19 protein-coding genes are annotated in these 16548 nt (G+C 71.0%); 9 read left to right on the top strand and 10 right to left on the bottom strand.

All coding sequences use genetic code 11. The features are described 5' to 3' along the window. Window positions 1-48: 48 nt before the first annotated feature. Together ACFY2L_RS37680 and ACFY2L_RS37675 are read right to left on the bottom strand one after the other, a co-directional pair. A complete protein-coding gene (locus ACFY2L_RS37680) occupies window positions 49-933 on the bottom strand; it encodes a hypothetical protein (RefSeq protein WP_390824590.1) in 885 nt (294 codons plus the stop codon). Further along, window positions 930-1682, bottom strand: coding sequence for a hypothetical protein (locus ACFY2L_RS37675; RefSeq protein ID WP_390824589.1), 753 nt, complete (start codon window positions 1680-1682; stop codon window positions 930-932). Before ACFY2L_RS37675 ends, ACFY2L_RS37680 begins: the two co-directional genes overlap by 4 nt. A 206-nt stretch (window positions 1683-1888) precedes the next feature. Here ACFY2L_RS37675 and ACFY2L_RS37670 point away from each other — a divergent pair, with 206 nt between their 5' ends. Beyond that, window positions 1889-2251 (top strand): DsrE family protein, encoded by a 363-nt coding sequence (locus ACFY2L_RS37670; RefSeq protein WP_390660552.1) that lies wholly within the window; start codon window positions 1889-1891, stop codon window positions 2249-2251. Here the strand turns inward: ACFY2L_RS37670 and ACFY2L_RS37665 are convergent. The 8 genes from ACFY2L_RS37665 to ACFY2L_RS37630 form a co-directional block, all read right to left on the bottom strand. Continuing rightward, window positions 2245-2505: a DUF3099 domain-containing protein gene (locus ACFY2L_RS37665; RefSeq protein ID WP_390660553.1), complete on the bottom strand. Its 261-nt coding sequence runs from the start codon at window positions 2503-2505 to the stop codon at window positions 2245-2247. The genes ACFY2L_RS37670 and ACFY2L_RS37665 overlap by 7 nt on opposite strands. A 112-nt stretch (window positions 2506-2617) precedes the next feature. Beyond that, a complete protein-coding gene (locus tag ACFY2L_RS37660) occupies window positions 2618-2905 on the bottom strand; it encodes a DUF1416 domain-containing protein (protein ID WP_009189358.1) in 288 nt (95 codons plus the stop codon). A gap of 80 nt (window positions 2906-2985) precedes the next feature. Then, window positions 2986-3831, bottom strand: a complete 846-nt coding sequence (locus ACFY2L_RS37655) for a sulfurtransferase (protein ID WP_390660554.1) — start codon at window positions 3829-3831, stop codon at window positions 2986-2988. 143 nt (window positions 3832-3974) lie between these two features. After that, entirely contained in the window at window positions 3975-4055 is an 81-nt protein-coding gene (locus ACFY2L_RS37650) for a putative leader peptide (RefSeq protein ID WP_359274367.1), read from the bottom strand. Window positions 4056-4255: 200 nt separating this feature from the next. After that, window positions 4256-4981: a DUF2993 domain-containing protein gene (locus tag ACFY2L_RS37645; RefSeq protein WP_390660555.1), complete on the bottom strand. Its 726-nt coding sequence runs from the start codon at window positions 4979-4981 to the stop codon at window positions 4256-4258. Between the two features lie 150 nt (window positions 4982-5131). Beyond that, window positions 5132-6355 (bottom strand): hypothetical protein, encoded by a 1224-nt coding sequence (locus ACFY2L_RS37640; RefSeq protein ID WP_390824588.1) that lies wholly within the window; start codon window positions 6353-6355, stop codon window positions 5132-5134. A 2-nt stretch (window positions 6356-6357) separates the two neighbouring features. After that, the gene (locus tag ACFY2L_RS37635; RefSeq protein ID WP_390660557.1) at window positions 6358-6612 is read right to left on the bottom strand and encodes a MoaD/ThiS family protein; all 255 of its coding nucleotides are present in this window, start codon (window positions 6610-6612) and stop codon (window positions 6358-6360) included. 50 nt (window positions 6613-6662) lie between these two features. Next, window positions 6663-7499 carry an alpha/beta hydrolase gene (locus ACFY2L_RS37630; RefSeq protein WP_390824587.1) on the bottom strand — a complete coding sequence of 279 codons (837 nt, stop codon included), beginning with the start codon at window positions 7497-7499 and terminating at the stop codon, window positions 6663-6665. Window positions 7500-7715: 216 nt separating this feature from the next. Between ACFY2L_RS37630 and ACFY2L_RS37625 the strand changes: the two genes are divergently transcribed. From ACFY2L_RS37625 to ACFY2L_RS37590, 8 genes are all read left to right on the top strand, one after another. Next, complete coding sequence (locus ACFY2L_RS37625; RefSeq protein ID WP_390824586.1) at window positions 7716-8495, top strand: response regulator transcription factor; 780 nt, start codon at window positions 7716-7718, stop codon at window positions 8493-8495. Window positions 8496-8621: 126 nt separating this feature from the next. Further along, window positions 8622-9644 carry a LacI family DNA-binding transcriptional regulator gene (locus ACFY2L_RS37620; RefSeq protein ID WP_390660560.1) on the top strand — a complete coding sequence of 341 codons (1023 nt, stop codon included), beginning with the start codon at window positions 8622-8624 and terminating at the stop codon, window positions 9642-9644. 130 nt (window positions 9645-9774) lie between these two features. Further along, the gene (locus tag ACFY2L_RS37615; RefSeq protein WP_390824585.1) at window positions 9775-10956 is read left to right on the top strand and encodes a S1C family serine protease; all 1182 of its coding nucleotides are present in this window, start codon (window positions 9775-9777) and stop codon (window positions 10954-10956) included. A gap of 32 nt (window positions 10957-10988) precedes the next feature. Next, the gene (locus ACFY2L_RS37610; protein ID WP_390660562.1) at window positions 10989-11207 is read left to right on the top strand and encodes a hypothetical protein; all 219 of its coding nucleotides are present in this window, start codon (window positions 10989-10991) and stop codon (window positions 11205-11207) included. Window positions 11208-11316: 109 nt separating this feature from the next. Continuing rightward, entirely contained in the window at window positions 11317-12054 is a 738-nt protein-coding gene (locus ACFY2L_RS37605) for a response regulator transcription factor (RefSeq protein ID WP_390660563.1), read from the top strand. Continuing rightward, window positions 12051-13520 carry a sensor histidine kinase gene (locus ACFY2L_RS37600; RefSeq protein ID WP_390824584.1) on the top strand — a complete coding sequence of 490 codons (1470 nt, stop codon included), beginning with the start codon at window positions 12051-12053 and terminating at the stop codon, window positions 13518-13520. The genes ACFY2L_RS37605 and ACFY2L_RS37600 overlap by 4 nt, the downstream gene beginning before the upstream one ends. 128 nt (window positions 13521-13648) lie before the next feature. Next, window positions 13649-15730, top strand: a complete 2082-nt coding sequence (locus ACFY2L_RS37595; RefSeq protein ID WP_390660565.1) for a pectinesterase family protein — start codon at window positions 13649-13651, stop codon at window positions 15728-15730. Between the two features lie 61 nt (window positions 15731-15791). Next, a complete protein-coding gene (locus ACFY2L_RS37590) occupies window positions 15792-16535 on the top strand; it encodes a response regulator transcription factor (RefSeq protein ID WP_390824583.1) in 744 nt (247 codons plus the stop codon). The last annotated feature ends 13 nt before the right edge of the window (window positions 16536-16548 follow it).

The following is a 16548-nucleotide window of genomic DNA, read 5'->3' as shown; positions in this document are numbered from 1 at the left end:
CCACGGCCTCCGCCTTCTTCGTCAGATCTGCGGGCACGTGCTGGTCGGTCATACCGCCTCCCCCGGTTCCGCGATGCGGTCGAGCTGTTCGCGGAGCAGCATCGCGACTCCCTTGGTGTCGAGTGGCTTCACGGCCTCAGCGGTCAGGGTGACCAGGACCTCGCCCACGTACGCGGAGCAGAACATGCCCTCGAGGTCGGATTCGTCGTCCTTGGGCGGCAGGAAGCACTTGGCGTTCTTGTGGCCCTCGATCGCCGGCCCCTTGCGGAAGATGTCGAGGGCGTCGAGGAACTCGCCCTGAAACGTCGCGATGTCGCGCACCGCGGCCTTGTTGTCCATCTGGGACAGCTCGATGCCGACGGTGTAGACCCCGTCGTTCACATCGAGGGCGCTGCCCTCCTCGCTGAGATAGCTGCGCATCGCCATGCCCTTGATGCGCTGCCTGTCGATCTGCTTCTCCAGGCGCTTGCGCTGGGACCGGGGCAGGTCCTTCAGCGCCTCCTTGCGCAGGGCCGCCGCCCGCTCCCCGCTGAGCTGGGCGTCGGCACCGAACTCACCGATGTCCGGCCCCCGGGTGAAGCCCTCGGTCCCGTACGGGACGAGCATCGCGGCCAGTCCGGTACGGCTCGCCGCGAGCTCCTCCGGCTGGTCCCCGAACGGCGTCTCCTTCGGGAACGTCCAGACCGGCGCCCCGGCGTCCCGGTCGGCGTCCCGCACGGTGACGACGGTGAAGCCGACCCCGGCGACCAGGGCCCCGGCCAGGACCAGGGACCCCGCGACGGCGGCGGCCCGTCCCCGGCGCCTGCGCCGCACGGCGGGGTCGGCGGGGTCGGCGGGTCCGACCGGCGGCGCGGGCTCCTGCGGGCCGATCGGCTCCACGGGTCCCACCGCTCCGGCCGACCCGACGGCGGCCTCGTTGTCCTTCTCGCTCACAGCCGCTCCATCTGCCGCTCGGCCAGGTCCATGATCTTCTTCTTGGAGATCGCCCTGCTCCCGTAGACCCAGATCTCCACGGCGACGTCACCCCGCCAGGCGTGGGCCTCCGCGCTGTACATCGGGAGGTAGCCGGGCTCGGTCTCGGGCTCGTGGTGGACGTACGCCATGCCGGTGCCGGTGCCGGGGACGGGCCAGCTGTCGGTGGAGTCCTCGTCCTCCGCCCAGTACTGGTTGTTGTCGCAGTAGTCGGCGGCCGCGACCGTCTCCACCTGCCGGAACTGCACCAGCCGCAGCTCCACGGTGTACGTGCTGCCCTCTTCCCAGCCGGTGACGGCGGCGCGGCGGAACTCGTCGCCGACGAGATCGCCGAAGACCTCCTCCGGCTTCTCGTACGAGTCGGCGTAGGCGGCCAGGTCCATCCAGCCGTCGCCGCCCAGCCAGTCGGCGTCCTTCGCGCCCTTCGGCTTCGCCAGCAGCAGCTTGCGCAGATCGCCCTCGGTCTTCACCCGGCGGTCCTGCGCCGCCGACAGCGGCTCCGGGGCGGGGCCCTTCGCCTGCGGCAGCGCCGGCTGCGAGAGCGAGGGCAGTTTCGTCGGTTCCCGGTCGGCCTGGACCAGGTAGCCGGTGCAGGTGCCGGCCACCAGGCCGAGTACGACGGCACCGGCGATCAGCAGGGTGGTACGCCCCCGCCGGCGTCCGGATGCATCCGGCTTCTCGTGCACGGCTTCCGGCTGCTGCACAGGCACGGCTTCCGGCTTCTCGTGCACGACTTCAGGCTGCTCAGGCACGGCATCCGGCTGCTCAGGCACGGCGTCGGGCAGCCCTGCGGCGCCCTCCACGCGTTCTCCCACAACGTCCCCCTCAGAACGTGAAACGCGCCTTCCGTATCGCGTTTCACAGGAGACCCATGGTCAACACAAGTAGTTGTAGCGGAGTTGATTACGATTCGGCCATGGCGAAGAAGCTCGTGATCAAGGTGACCGCGGGGGCCGATGCCCCCGAGCGGTGTTCGCAGGCGTTCACGGTCGCGGCGGTGGCCGTGGCCAGCGGTGTCGACGTCTCCCTGTGGCTGACCGGGGAGTCCGCATGGTTCGCGCTGCCGGGCCGGGCCGCCGAGTTCGAGCTGCCGCACGCCGCCCCGCTGCCCGACCTGCTCGACTCGGTCCTGGCCGGTGGCCGCCTCACCCTGTGCACGCAGTGCGCGGCCCGCCGGGACATCACGGAGAAGGACGTCATCGAGGGCGTACGGATCGCGGGCGCGCAGGTCTTCGTGCAGGAGGCACTCGGGGACGAGACGCAGGCGCTCGTCTACTGACGGCGCTTCTTGCCGTCCAGTTCGTCCCACCACTCGTCGGACTTCGGGTCGCCGGACGGGTCGTCCCACCAGCGGTCCTCGGGGCCCCGGCGGTTGGCGACCATGGCGGCGAGCGGAGGGATCACCATCGCGACCACGCACATCCCGACGGCCACCGGCACCGACCAGATGCGCACGACTCCCCAGGCCAGGACGAACAGGCCGATGCAGGTGCCCATCATGGCGAAGTAGATGTGACGCCGGCGTGCGTACATGTCTCCAGCGTAGGTCCGGGAACGGCGGAGGGCCGTACTCCTGGGGGTGAACCCCTGGGGTACGGCCCTCCGCCGTAAGGCGTCCGTCACAGCCGCCCGAGCCGGTCGGTCCTCAGACCGCGATCGCGACCTCCGCGAGGCCGCCCTTCTGCGCGACGACCGTACGGTCGGCGGTGCCGCCGGGGACGAGGGCGCGGACGGTCCACGTGCCCTCGGCCGCGTAGAAACGGAACTGTCCGGTGGCGGAGGTGGGGACCTCCGCGGTGAACTCGCCGGTCGAGTCCAGCAGCCGGACGTACCCGGTCACCGGCTCGCCGTCGCGGGTCACCTGGCCCTGGATCGTGGTCTCACCGGGCTTGATCGTCGAGGCGTCCGGGCCGCCGGCCTTCGCTCCACACATGTCTTTCTCCAGAAGGGGTCTGACCGGAAGGAAGGCCGGTCGGGATGAGGATGGGTTCTCGGGGTCTGCTTCGCCGCGGCTTACTTGTTGGCGCCGAGCTCGATCGGCACGCCGACCAGGGAGCCGTACTCGGTCCAGGAGCCGTCGTAGTTCTTGACGTTCTCGACACCGAGCAGCTCGTGCAGGACGAACCAGGTCAGGGCCGAGCGCTCGCCGATACGGCAGTAGGCGATGGTGTCCTTGGCCAGGTCGACGTTCTCCGCGGCGTAGAGCTCCTTGAGCTCGTCGTCCGACTTGAAGGTGCCGTCGTCGTTGGCGTTCTTCGACCACGGGATGTTGCGGGCGCTCGGGACGTGGCCCGGACGCTGCGACTGCTCCTGCGGAAGGTGGGCCGGCGCGAGCAGCTTGCCGCTGAACTCGTCGGGCGAGCGGACGTCGACCAGGTTCTGCGAGCCGATGGCCGCCACCACGTCGTCACGGAAGGCGCGGATGGAGGTGTCCTGCGGCTTGGCCTTGTACTCGGTCGCGGGGCGCTCGGGGATCTCGTTGCCGTCGACCAGCTCGCGGGCGTCCAGCTCCCACTTCTTGCGGCCGCCGTCGAGGAGCTTGACGTTCTCGTGGCCGTACAGCTTGAAGTACCAGTACGCGTAGGACGCGAACCAGTTGTTGTTGCCGCCGTAGAGGATCACCAGGGTGTCGTTGGCGATGCCCTTCGCCGACAGGAGCTTCTCGAAGCCCTCCTGGTCGATGAAGTCACGGCGGACCGGGTCCTGGAGGTCCTTGGTCCAGTCGATCCGGATCGCGTTCTTGATGTGGTTCTTCTCGTAGGCCGAGGTGTCCTCGTCCACCTCGACGACGGCGATGTTCTCGTCGTCCAGGTGGTCCTGCAGCCAGTCGGCGTCGACCAGGACGTCGCTGCGGCTCATGCTCGTTCTCCTCCGGGGCAGTTGCGGCGGGGGTGTGCAAGAAAAAATGAGGGGTGCGCGGCCGGGTCTCGCCGGCGGCCGGCGCACGGATGCCCTCGGATCGAGGGCGCCGGGAGGCGCGGAAGGCCGGCGGCGCTTCCGCTTCAGACGGTGCGACAGAGCATGGCGGCGACGCGGCACAGGTCGACTGCCCGCCGCTTCGTGAGATCCGCCTGTCGCTGCATCATGCGGTCGATCGTAGGGACGGACAGGCGGGCGTGTCACCAACGGGCCGCATAGTGAGATGCGATCGTCCGGATTCTGGGACGAAGAGGCGCCCGGGCCGCCCCCGCAAGGGCTCCGGGCGCATGTATCCGCCGTCACATCTGCGGTACGGACGAAGGTGTCTCGCCTGTCGGACACCGTCCGTCCGGCGCCGGGGGTCCTACCCGGCCAGCCGCACGTTCGAACCCTTCACCGTGATCTCGACGCCGTTCTTCTCCGCCTGGACCCCGGCGAGCTGGATGCCGCCCGGCAGGCCCTCGATCTTCTGCTCGAAGTCGGTGATGGAGCGCACCTCGTTCTCGGCGGCCTCGACCCCGCCGAAACTGGGGATCGAGTCGGCGTGCACCCGGACGGTGTCCCCGTCGACGGTGACGGTGCTGAGGACGTGGACGGGCTGTTGCAGGACGCTCACCTTGACCGCGACCTTGATCTTGCCGTTGCCGCCGTCGGAGAGGCCGACGACCTTGGCGGTGACGCCCAGCGGGAGCCGGGTCTCCTCGTTCTTGGCGGTCTTCAGCAGCTCGTCGTAGGCGACGGTCGCCGTACCGGTGGCCGTGGTGGCGGTGGCGGAGCTGTAGTCGCCGGAGAACTCGACGCCCTTCATGTCGGCCTCGAGGTCGTCGATGCGGATGGTCCCGCCGTCGGTGCCGGTGTCCGCCTCGTAGTCCGCGATGCCCACCTCGACGTCGTCCAGCGAGCCGCCGACGACCTGGGTGAGGAAGGGAAAGCCCTTGATGGACACGTCCGGGGTGGTGGCCAGGCCCTCGGTGGTCCTGAGCTTGTCCGCGGCCTCGTTCTCGGCGAAGTTGACCGCCAGACGGTCCGCGAGGACGAAGAGACCGCCCAGGATCACCACGACGATCAGCAGTATTCGAAGCGCGCGCATTGCCGTTGCTCCCCCGGATGGCCTGTCGATGGCTGACGACCCACCGTAACCCTGGGGCGAGGGACGGCCCGGCGATTGTCGATCAGCTGTGACAGACCCCGGCCCCCGTCCGGGCGGCGGGCGGGGGCGGTCCGGCGGCGGTCCGGCCCCTTATCCCAGCGCCCGGCCCAGCACGTACACCGCCGGAGCGGCGGCCGCCAGCGGCAGGGCCACGCCCGCCGTGAAGTGGACGAAGCGGGAGGGGTAGTCGTAGCTCGCGACCCGGTGTCCGATCAGCGCGCACACCGCCGCGCCCGCGCCGAGCAGCGCGCCCCGCGCGCCCATCCCGGTCATCCCGCCGACCGCGATGCCCGCGCCCGCCGCGGCGAGCAGCGACACGACGACCGAGGCGGGCGTCGGCAGCGGCAGCGCGCGGGCCAGGACGGCCACCGCGACGGCCGCGGCGCCCACGGACACGGCGTCCGGCTCCGCGCCGAGGTGACCGGTGGCGAGGATCGCCAGCGCCGAGGAGGCGACGGTCGCCATCAGGCCGTACATCCGCTCGTCCGGGTCGGCGTGCGAGCGCAACTGGAGCACCAGGCAGAGCAGCACCCACACGCCGAGGGTGCCGAGGATCGCGGCGGGCGCGTGTTCACGGCCGGCCACGAGGAGCGCCACGTCCGAGACCAGCGCGCCGAGGAAGGCGAGCGCGATGCCCTGCCGGGCCGGCCACATGCCGTTCAGCCGGAACCAGCCCGCGGCCGTCACGGCCTGGAGGACGACGAGCGGGACCAGCAGGGCGTACGACCCGACGGCCGCCGCACCCGACAGGAGCAGGCCGAGGAGCGCGGTGAGCGCGGCGGGCTGGATCCCCGGCTCGATGATCGGCGAGCGCCCTTCCATACGGGCCCGCTGGGCATCGGTGACCCGGGCGTTGCCGGCCAGCGTGGCGGGTCCGTACCCGACTCCGCTCCCGCCCGCGCCCTCGCCCTCGCCCTGGGCAGTCGTCCCGCTGGGGCGGGACGGGTGGGCGGGGCCGGCAGCACCGGGCGCCGTGTGGGCGGGGTCCGCCGCGGGCGCGGCGGGCGCGGCCGCACCGGGTGCCGCGTATCCGCCGCCGTACCCCGCGCCGTACCCCGCGCCGTGCCCCACGCCGTGCCCCGCGTCGTACCCCGGCTGCGGATACCCGCCGTCGGCTCCCTGGGGCGGCAGATACGAGGTCTCGGCCGGATCGGCCGCACCGACCGGCGGCTGGACGCTGGTCTCCCAGGTCTGGCCCTGCCACTGCTGGGTGTACTGGAGGTGCGCCTGCGGGTCGTCGTACCCCTGCTGCTGCCCGGGCCAGCCCTGCTGGTCGTACCCCGGATATTGCTGATACGGCTGCTGGTCGCTCATCCTCACCCTCCTGCGAACGGCGGGAGCACCTCGACCGTGCCGCCGTCGGCCAGCCGTACCGTCTCATGTTCACGGGTGCCCACGGGGTCACCGTCCACCAGGAACGAGCATCGCCGCAGGACACGCACGAGTTCGCCGGGGTGTCGCGCACGCGCGGCGTCGAGGGCGCCGGCGAGGGTGTCCGCGTCGAACGGCTCCTCGGCGACCCCGGCCGCGGCCTTGGCGGCCGCCCAGTAGCGCACCGTGACCTTTGGCATCGCATTCCTTTTCGGATCGGTTCGTGTTCGGTTCGTCAACAGGGTTCAGGCTAGCCCGCCCGCGCGGCCGCCCAGTCCCCGATCCGGGCCAGGAGGCCGTCGCCGGCCGCCTGCTCGGCGTGGCCCATGCCGGGTTCCAGCCAGAGTTCGCCGTGGTCGCCGGCGGCCGCGGCGAGCATCCGGGGGTGGTCGAGGGGGAAGTAGCCGTCACGGTCCCCGTGCACGATGAGCAGCGGAGTGGGCGCGATCCTCGGCACCGCCTCCGTCGGGGAGAGCGGTACGGGATCCCAGTCGCGGTGGTGGATGCGGGTGCGGAAGCCGTAGCGGCCGACCAGCCGGCCCTCGGGGCGGGTGATCAGCCAGTGCAGCCGGCGCATGGGGGCGGTGCCCCGGTAGTACCAGCGGGCGGGCGCGCTCACGGACACCACGGCGTCCACGCCCCGGTGGAGGGCCGCGTGCCGGAGCACGACCGAGCCGCCCATCGAGAAGCCGACCGTCACCACGCGCGTGTGCCCGAGCGACCGCGCCCACCGCATGGCCGCGTCCAGGTCCAGGACCTCCCGGTCGCCGACCGTCGACCGCCCGCCGGAGCGCCCGTGCCCCCGGAAGGAGAACGTGACGACCGCCCCGTGCCGGGCGAACGCGTCCGCCACCCGGCGCACGTGCGGGCGGTCGACGTCGCCCGTGAACCCGTGCGCGATCACGAACACGGGGTGAACGGTGGATGGCGGCGAACCATTGTATACGACCGCACCCGGGTCGTATACGGAATCGATGGAAATCCCGTCGGCGGTGGGCAGAAACGTCCGCAATGGTGTGCGGGTGCCCGTCTCGCAGTTCGGACGAACGGTGGAAGGCCCCACATGACCTGCCCGACTGTTGCTCATGTGGGCTATTCTGCTGGGCAGAGGACTCGGGCAGCGTAGCCCCCGGGTCCTTTTGTGCTTTCGGAAGCGTTGTATACGAAGCGGGAAACTCCTGGTGACCGCGGGTGTACGGGGCCTTCGGGATCGCAGAGCAGACCGCAGACCGCTGTGCAGTCGTGCAGTGCAGTGCCGCAGTGCCGCAAACGTCCTCGCAGGGACCGAGGAGGAACCAGACGTATGAGTTCTCTGCTGCTCCTGACCAATGCCCTCCAGCCGTCGACAGAGGTGCTTCCGGCCCTCGGCCTGTTGCTGCACAACGTGCGCGTGGCACCGGCGGAGGGCCCCGCCCTCGTCGACACACCCGGCGCCGACGTCATCCTGATCGACGGCCGCCGTGACCTTCCGCAAGTCCGCAGCCTGTGTCAGCTGCTGCGCTCCACCGGCCCCGGCTGTCCGCTCATCCTCGTCGTCACGGAGGGCGGTCTCGCCGCCGTCACCGCCGACTGGGGCATCGACGACGTCCTGCTGGACACGGCGGGCCCCGCCGAGGTGGAGGCCCGTCTCCGTCTGGCCATGGGCCGGCAGCAGATCGTCGCCGACGACTCCCCGATGGAGATCCGCAACGGTGACCTGTCGGTCGACGAGGCGACGTACAGCGCGAAACTGAAGGGCCGGGTCCTCGACCTCACCTTCAAGGAGTTCGAGCTGCTGAAGTACCTGGCCCAGCATCCGGGACGGGTGTTCACGCGCGCACAGCTCCTGCAGGAGGTCTGGGGCTACGACTACTTCGGCGGCACCCGTACCGTCGACGTGCACGTACGGCGTCTGCGCGCCAAGCTCGGCCCGGAGCACGAGTCGCTGATCGGGACCGTCCGGAACGTCGGTTATCGATTCGTTACCCCCGAGAAGGCGGACCGGGGCGGCGAGGACGCGAAGGCCAAGGCCGAGCGGTCAAAGCCGGACGAGTCGGACAACGCGGCACCCCTGGGTGCCGAAGAGGTCCCGGCGGAGGCGTAGTACTCGCGGGTACCCCTCGGTTACCCGCCGGTACCGGCCGGATCCGCTCGGCGGAGGCGTTGCTTCCGCACAGGGAAGGTGACGTACGCCCTGCCCAGGGCGGGTCCATCCGCGTAGACTCCGCGCGTGGCCAAGGTGACTCGGGACGATGTGGCACGGCTGGCGGGAACCTCCACCGCCGTCGTCAGCTACGTCATCAACAACGGACCCCGGCCGGTCGCCCCGGCCACGCGCGAGCGTGTCCTCGCCGCGATCAAGGAGCTGGGGTACCGGCCCGACCGGGTCGCCCAGGCGATGGCGTCCCGGCGCACGGACCTCATAGGTCTGATCATCCCGGACGCCCGCCAGCCCTTCTTCGGCGAGATGGCCCACGCGGTCGAGCAGGCCGCGTCCGAGCGCGGCAAGATGGTCCTCGTCGGCAACACCGACTACGTCGCCGAGCGCGAGGTCCACTATCTGCGGGCGTTCCTCGGCATGCGGGTCTCCGGCCTCATCCTCGTCAGCCACGCGCTGAACGACCTGGCCGCCGCCGAGATCGAGGCCTGGGACGCCCGGGTGGTGCTGCTGCACGAGCGGCCCGAGGCCATCGACGACGTCGCCGTCGTCACCGACGACCTGGGCGGCGCCCGGCTCGCCGTACAGCATCTCCTGGAGCACGGCTGCGCCTATGTCGCCTGTATGGGCGGCACCGCCGAGACGCCCTCCGTCGGCGACCCCGTCTCCGACCACGTCGAGGGCTGGCGGCAGGCCATGGACGAGGCCGGCATCAGCACCGAGGGCCGCCTCTTCGAGGCGCCGTACAACCGCTACGACGCCTACCGCGTCGCCCTGGAGCTGCTGTCGGGCCCGGACCGCCCGCCCGCGATCTTCTGCTCCACCGACGACCAGGCGATCGGCCTGCTGCGCGCGGCCCGCGAGCTGCGCATCGACGTACCGGGCGAGCTGGCCGTCATCGGCTTCGACGACATCAAGGAAGCGGCCCTCGCTGATCCGCCCATGACAACGATCGCATCGGACCGGTCGGCGATGGCGCGGGCGGCGGTGGACCTGGTCCTGGACGACGGGGTGCGGGTCGCGGGGGCCCGGCGGGAGCGGCTGAAGCAGTTCCCGTCGCGGCTGGTGGTGCGTCGCTCCTGCGGCTGCCCCTGACCGTATGAAGGCTTTCTGAGAGGCACCGCCCTACCGCCGGATGCGTCTTTATTTCGGGCGAACGAGGTTCTGGCGGCCTTCTCAGGGAGCACTCAGGGACCTCTCATGGTCGCGGGACAAGCTTCTTTCCATGACCGAGAGCATCCGCCGCAGCGGCGAGTACGAGAACTTCGACACCCCTTACCAGGGCGCCCAGCAGCACGCTTCCTCCCCCGTCAGCCCGGAGTGGCCGCCCCCGCCGGCGTACGAGCCGGTGCAGCAGCCCCTGCACCAGCAGCCGGTCCACCAGCAGCCGGTGCACCAGCCGGTGGTCGAGCCCACCGCGGTGTGGCAGACGCAGGCGCAGGCCTCCGCGGGCGGGGACGGCAACGGCGGCGGAACCGCTCTCCTCACCCCCGTGGCGGCCGAGCCCGCCCCCGGCGCTCCGGCGGGCGCCGGGAAGAAGCGCACCCGGGGCCCCCTGGCCCTGCTCGCCGCCGTGGCGATCGTCGCCGCCGCCATCGGAGGCGGCACGGCGTACGGCATCCAGGAGCTGACCGGCAAGGACACGGTGGTCTCCTCGTCCGGCACGACCAGCGTGGTGCCCTCCAGCAAGACCGGGGACGTCGCCTCGATAGCCGCCGCGGTCAGCCCGAGCGTCGTCGAGATCAACGCCACCCTCGGCAACGGGTCGTCCACCGGCTCCGGCGTGATCATCACCGGCGACGGCGAGATCATCACCAACAACCACGTCATCTCCGGCGCCTCCTCGATCAAGGTGACGACCAGCGACGGCACGTCGTACACCGCGAAGGTCGTCGGCACCGACAGCAAGAAGGACCTCGCGCTGATCAAGCTGGAGAACGCCTCCGGCCTGAAGGCGGCGGCCCTCGGCGACTCCGACGGCGTCCAGGTCGGTGACGAGGTCGTGGCGATCGGCTCCCCCGAGGGCCTGACCGGCACCGTGACCAGCGGCATCGTCTCCGCGCTCAACCGGGACGTGACCGTGTCCACCGACGAGAGCCAGCAGCAACAGCAGCAGGGCGACGGCGGCTGGCCGTTCGAGTTCGGCGGCCAGCAGTTCAACGGCGACACGGGCTCGTCGACCACGACCTACAAGGCGATCCAGACGGACGCGTCCCTCAACCCGGGCAACTCCGGCGGCGCGCTCATCGACGCGAGCGGCAACATCATCGGCATCAACTCCGCGATGTACTCCGCCTCCTCGTCCTCCTCCACGGACGCCGGCAGCGTCGGCCTCGGCTTCGCCATCCCGGTCAACACCGTCAAGTCCGACCTGTCGAGCCTGCGGGCCGGCGGATCCGACAACTGAACGACCTTTCCTCGTCACTCAGGGAGTACGTCATGATCAAGCAGGTTTCGCACACGGTGACCGGCGTCGGCGCGGCCGACCTCGCCCTGGCCCTCGACGTGGCGTACGAGCTGCACACCCCGGTGCGGCAGCCGGCGGTGCGGGCCCCGGAGGTGGCCGCGGCCCCCGAGATGATGGGCCTGCGCACCACCGCCGCCCGCCCGCACCGCCGCAAGGTGCCGCTGAACCGCCTCACGGCGATGCGCGGCTGATCTCACGCCGCTCTCCTCTCTACGCGCCAGCCGGGAGACATGCGAGGCTGAATCCGTTCAGCAGGTCCCCGTCTCCCGCCCTTCCCACCGCACCCGAGGATCCACGCCCATGAGCCCCGCCGAAGGCGACCGTGACACCCAGCGCATCCTGATCGTCGACGACGAGCCGGCGGTGCGCGAAGCACTCCAGCGCAGCCTCGCCTTCGAGGGCTACGACACGGAGGTCGCCGTCGACGGCGCCGACGCCCTGGAGAAGGCGACGGCCTACCGCCCCGACCTGGTCGTCCTCGACATCCAGATGCCGCGCATGGACGGCCTCACCGCCGCCCGCCGGATCCGCGGGGCCGGCGACACCACCCCGATCCTGATGCTCACGGCGCGCGACACCGTCGGCGACCGCGTCACCGGCCTCGACGCGGGCGCCGACGACTACCTGGTCAAGCCGTTCGAACTGGACGAGCTCTTCGCCCGCGTACGCGCCCTGCTGCGCCGCAGCTCCTACGCGGCGGCGGCCGGCGCGGCGGCGGCCGAGGAGGACGAGGCCCTCACCTTCGCCGACCTGCGCATGGACCTCGCGACGCGCGAGGTCACGCGGGGCGGGCGCCCGGTCGAACTGACCCGCACGGAGTTCACCCTCCTGGAGATGTTCATGGCGCACCCGCGCCAGGTCCTCACCCGAGAGCAGATCCTCAAGGCGGTCTGGGGCTTCGACTTCGAGCCGTCCTCCAACTCCCTCGACGTCTACGTGATGTACCTCCGCCGCAAGACCGAGGCGGGCGGCGAACCGCGCCTCGTGCACACGGTGCGGGGTGTGGGATACGTGTTGCGACAGGGTGGGGCGGAGTGAAGAAGCTGGTACGGCGCTTCCGGACGCTTCCGATTCGGGCGCGGCTGTCGATGCTGGTCGCTGCCGCTGTGGCGTTCGCGGTGGCGGCGGTTTCGGTGACTTGCTGGTTCATCGTGCAGGGGAAGCTGTACGAAGAGCTGAACAACGACCTTGAGCAGGGCAGTTCTCGCGCGCAGCCGGCGCAGCTCGTGGCCGCGGCGCTCGACACGTGTGCGCAGTCCCCGTCCGACGCGTTCCCGATCGGCGGCCCGCGTTTCAAGGGGTACTCCCAGCTCGTCCAGTCGAACGGCAAGTCCTGTCTCTACGGCTCCTCCACTGCGCTGGTGAAGGTCACCGGCAGCGACAAGAACGTGGCCGAGAAGCAGCAGGAGAAGGTCTTCCGCAACGGCGTCGACAAGGACGGCAACCCGGTGCGCGTGCTGACCATGCCGCTCATCGTCGATGGCGCTGACGGGCAGTACATCGTCAATGACACCGCGCTCATGATCGCCGTGTCGCTGAAGAGCACCCAGGCCACCCTCAACGAACTGGCTCTGATCCTCCTGCTCGTCTCAGGCGTGGGTGTCCTCGGCGCCGGCGCCGCCGGTCTCGCCGTGGCCCGGGCCGGCCTGCGCCCCGTCGACGAGCTCACCGAGGCGGTCGAGCACGTCGCACGGACCGAGGACCTGGGGATCCGCATCCCCGTCGAGGACGACGCCGAGGACGAGATCGCCCGTCTCTCCCGCTCCTTCAACTCGATGACCGCCTCCCTCGCCAACTCCCGCGAGCTCCAGCAGCAGCTGATCGCGGACGCCGGGCACGAACTCCGCACCCCCCTCACCTCCCTCCGCACCAACATCGAACTCCTCACCCGCAGCGAGGAGACGGGCCGCCCGATCCCCGCCGCCGACCGCAAGGCGCTGCTGGCCTCGGTGAAGGCGCAGATGACGGAGCTGGCCTCGCTCATCGGCGACCTCCAGGAGCTGTCCCGCTCGGAGGGCCAGCGCGGGGAACGCGTCCAGGTGGTGTCCCTGGAGGACACGGTCGAGGCGGCCCTGCGCCGGGCCCGGCTGCGCGGTCCCGAGCTGACGATCAACGCGCACCTGGAGCCCTGGTTCACGCGGGCGGAGCCCGCCGCGCTGGAGCGCGCGGTGGTCAACATCCTGGACAACGCGGTGAAGTTCAGCCCCGACGGCGGCACGATCGACGTGCAGCTGACCGGTGGCACCCTGACCGTCCGCGACCACGGCCCCGGCATCCCCGAGGACGAACTCCCGCACGTCTTCGACCGCTTCTGGCGCTCCCCCAGCGCCCGCGCCCTCCCCGGCTCCGGTCTCGGCCTCTCCATCGTCGCCCGCACGGTCGAACAGGCCGGCGGCGACGTCACCCTGGCCCGCGCCCAGGGCGGCGGCACGGTGGCGACCGTCCGCCTGCCGGGCGCGCCGACGCCTCCCCCGGAGGCCCCGGAGGCACCGGAGACGCCGTGACCCGGGCGGGGCCGTCCTCCGCCCGTCCCGAATTCCGTAAGCCGGGCAACCTTTCCGCCGCCGGTGGCGACCACCCCGCGACCCGCACCCCCCACGGGTGGTCCCCTCCACGGAACGGAACCCCGAGCATGAGCGACGCCCGCCGCACACCCCGACCCCGGCACCGCAGGCGCCGGACCGCACTCGCCGCAGGCATCCCCCTCGCCCTGACGGCCGCCGGCACCCTCGCCTACGGCACGGACCTCGGCCTCTTCGGTGCCGACGCGCAGCACCAGGCGTCGGCCGCGACCGCCGCCCCCGCCTGGGCCACCGCCACCGCCGACGGCTTCGCCTCCGTCGACGCCCTGGGCCAGAACGGGACGTACGGCGGCCGGGGCGGCCAGACCGTCACCGTGAAGACGCTCGCCGATCTGGAGAAGTACGCGACCGCGTCCGAGCCGTACGTCATCGTCGTCGCCGCGACGATCACCATGGACCCGGTCGGAAAAGAGATCAAGGTCCAGTCGGACAAGACGATCATCGGCTCCGGTACGTCCGGGCAGATCGTCGGCGGCGGCTTCTTCCTCGGCCAGGGCGTCCACAACGTGATCATCCGGAACCTCACCATCCGGGACGCGTACCAGGGGGTCTGGAACGACAAGGAACACGACTACGACGGCATCCAGATGGACGGCGCCCACCACGTCTGGATCGACCACAACGACATCCGGCACATGGCCGACGGCCTCATCGACAGCCGCAAGGACACCACCTACCTGACGGTCTCCTGGAACAAGCTCAGCCAGGAGAACAAGGCCTTCGGCATCGGCTGGACCGACAACGTCACCGCGGACCTGACCGTCCACCACAACTGGATCCGCGAGACCGAACAGCGCAACCCCTCCACGGACAACGTCGCCCACGCGCACCTCTACAACAACTTCCTGGAGGACGTAGCGGGCACCGAGATCAAGTCGTCGTACGGCAACTACGCGCGCGGCAGGACCAACATGGTCCTGGAGAACTCCTACTTCCAGGGCCTGGCCAACCCCGTCGTCCGCGACACCACCGCCACCCTCGTCCAGCGCGGCAACGTGTTCTCCGGGACGACGGGCAAGAACGAGAGCGGCGGTCCGGGCGCGGCCTGGGACCCGGAGAAGTACTACGCGTACACCCTGGACAGGACGGCCGACGTCCCCTCGCTCCTCAAGTCCGGCGCCGGGCCGCGCGCTTCCCTCGGCACGACGACGACCGCCACCGCGAAGGCGGCCGCCGCCACCACGCTCACCGTCGCCAAGGACGGCAGCGGCCAGTACTCGACCGTGCAGGCCGCCGTGAACGCCGTACCGGTGAACAACCCCTCCCGTGTGGTGATCGCGGTGAAGCCGGGCACCTACCGGGAACTGGTCAAGGTGCCGTCCGACAAGCCGCACGTCACCATCCAGGGCACCGGCGGCAGCCGCAAGGACACGGTGATCGTCTACAACAACGCGGCGGGCACCCGGAAGCCCGACGGTTCGGGCACGTACGGCACCGGCGGCAGCGCCACCGTCGCGGTCGAGGCCGACGACTTCCAGGCCCGTAACCTGACGATCTCCAACGACTTCGACGAGGCCGCGCACCAGGACATCAGCCAACAGGCCGTCGCCCTGCGCACCGCCGCCGACAAGGTGTTCCTCGACGGTGTGATCGTCAGCGGCGACCAGGACACCCTGCTGGTGGACACCGCCGCCAAGGACAAGCTCGGCCGGGTCTACATGAGCAACTCCTACGTGATCGGCAACGTCGACTTCGTCTTCGGCCGCGCGACCGCCGTCATCGACAAGTCCGTCATCACGCTGAAGAAGCGCTGGAACGGCACCTCGGCCGGCTACGTCACGGCCCCCAGCACGGCCGCCGGCCGGAAGGGCATCCTGATCGCCAACTCGACGGTGAACGGGGACGTGTCCGACCGCAGCTTCTACCTGGGCCGCCCCTGGCACGCCGGCGGTGACGCGAGCCTCGACCCGCAGACCACCGTCCGCAACACCAGCCTGAGCGCCGCGGTCAAGACCACGCCATGGACCGACATGAGCGGCTTCTCCTGGAAGGACGACCGCTTCGCCGAGTACCAGAACACCGGCGCGGGCGCGGGCGGCGCGAGCGGCGACCGCCCCCAGCTGACCGCCGCCCAGGCCGCCGACCAGGAGGTGGCGGACTGGCTGGGCGGCTGGACCCCCTCGGCGTCCTGATCCCAGCCCAGCCACACCCCATTGCCAGCTCGGCCACAGCCCTCCGCCGCACCGTGAAGGAATGGTCAATCCATCGGCGGGGGGCACGACGACGAACACGGCGGGCAGGATCCTGCTCGCCGACGACGACGCGGACGTCCGGGAAGGCATCGGCAGACTGCTCAGGTTCGAGGGATACGAGACCGTCCTCGCCGGCGACGGACGGCTCGCCCTCGACCTGGTCACCGCCCCCGGCGGCGCACCCGACCTCGTCCTGATGGACGTCACCATGCCCGGCCTCGACGGTCTGGCCGCGACCCGCCGCATCCGGGCCTCCGGCAGCACCGTGCCGATCCTGATGATCACCGGCCGGGACGCCGTGGGCGACCGCATCGTCGCCCTGGACAACGGCGCGGACGACTACCTGATGAAACCCTTCGCCGGCGAGGAACTCCTGGCCCGGGTCCGCGCCCTCCTGCGCCGTGCCACCCGCCGCGCGCCCCCGCCCCCTCGGCCCGCCGCGCCCGGGCTCCTCACCTTCCACGACCTCACCATGGACCTCGCCACCCGCGCGGTCACCCGGGCGGGCCTCCCCCTCGGCCTCACCCGCACCGAGTACTCCCTCCTGGAGTACCTCCTGCGCCACCCCGCCAAGGTCCTCAGCCGCGCCCAGATCCTGCACGACGTCTGGGGCTTCGACTTCGAACCCGCCTCCAACACCCTCGACGTCTACGTCATGTACCTCCGCCGGAAGACGGAGACCGGCGGCCGGCCACGGCTCATCCAGACGGTGCGCGGCCTCGGGTACATGCTGCGGGCGGGGTAGGCGGCGCGGACGG

The sequence above is a fragment of the Streptomyces sp. NPDC001381 genome (assembly GCF_042895685.1).
GTDB lineage: Bacteria > Actinomycetota > Actinomycetes > Streptomycetales > Streptomycetaceae > Streptomyces.
Note: the sequence above shows the minus strand (reverse complement) of the source record. Positions and strands in the feature narration are given on the sequence as shown.